This window comes from Pseudomonas sp. K5002 (genome assembly GCF_013386655.1).
Taxonomy (GTDB): Bacteria; Pseudomonadota; Gammaproteobacteria; order Pseudomonadales; family Pseudomonadaceae; genus Aquipseudomonas.
Window position 1 is genome coordinate 1 of the sequence record NZ_JACARK010000613.1, and the last position, 1,101, is coordinate 1,101.

The window sequence follows — 1,101 nt, forward strand, 5'->3', positions numbered from 1 at the left end:
ACATGGTCGACCTCGACAGCGACCCGACCAAGCTGCTGGACGTGGTGCAGATCGGCAAGGAATTGCTGGTGACCCGTGGTGCGCTGACCACCTTTTCCATCGCCAACGACGTGGCCAAGTACTTCGCGATCCTGCCAGCGCTGTTCGCCTCGATCTACCCGCAACTGGGTGTGCTCAACGTGATGCACCTGCAAAGCCCGCAGAGCGCGATCCTCTCGGCCATCGTGTTCAACGCGCTGATCATCGTGGTGCTGATCCCGCTGGCGCTGCGCGGTGTGCGCGTACAGGCGGCGAGTGCGGCGGCATTGCTGCGTCGCAACCTGCTGATCTACGGCCTGGGCGGGATCGTGGTGCCGTTCGTGGGCATCAAGGCGATCGACATGCTGTTGACCGCGCTGCACCTGGTTTGACTCGATGCCCGCAGGCGCCGGCAAACCGGTGCCTGCAGGTTGCAATGACCGAATTGAGGAATTTGAAATGTCCAACATTATCCGCCCGGCCCTGAGCCTGCTGGTGTTGATGAGCCTGATCACCGGCGTGGCCTATCCCCTGGTTGTTACCGGCGTGGCGCAAGTCGCGTTCCCTGACCAGGCCAACGGCAGCCTGGTACACGATGCCAGCGGCAAGGTGCGTGGTTCGAGCCTGATTGCCCAGGATTTCACCGGTGACGGCTGGTTCCACCCACGGCCATCTGCCGGTGCGTTTGCTACGGTTTCCAGCAGCGCCAGCAACCTCGGCCCAAGCAACCCCGCACTGGCCACTCGTGTATTTGACGATGCCAGGAAAATGCTGGTGCCAGACCAGGGACCGGTGCCGATGGCATTGCTGACTACCTCCGGCAGCGGTCTTGATCCACACTTGCCACCGCAGGCAATTGCCTATCAACTGGCCCGGGTAGCCGCCGCACGTAATCTGCCGGTGGCGACCCTGCAGCGCTTGATGGACGAGCACATCGAAAGCCCGCTGGTGGGGCCGCCGGTGGTGAACGTGCTGGCGTTGAACATGGCCTTGGAAAAACTGTAAGCCGTGGCGCCGCTTTCGCGAGCAAGCCCGCTCCCACATTCGACTGAGTTTCACCTTTGGAATGCGGTCAAATGTGGG

General features: G+C 62.2%; 1 protein-coding gene and 1 pseudogene. Both read left to right on the plus strand.

Annotation, left to right across the window (positions count from 1 at the left end):
- Window positions 1–410: pseudogene (locus HX846_RS24765) on the plus strand (potassium-transporting ATPase subunit B); the annotation flags it as partial.
- A gap of 67 nt (window positions 411–477) precedes the next feature.
- Complete coding sequence (gene kdpC / locus HX846_RS24770) at window positions 478–1,023, plus strand: potassium-transporting ATPase subunit KdpC (RefSeq protein WP_087693688.1); 546 nt, start codon at window positions 478–480, stop codon at window positions 1,021–1,023.
- Window positions 1,024–1,101 lie beyond the last annotated feature (78 nt).

Excerpts from the sequence above, each read along its gene's own strand:
- kdpC (WP_087693688.1), top strand. The coding sequence starts at position 478 with ATGTCCAACATTATCCGCCCGGCCCTGAGCCTGCTGGTGTTGATGAGC.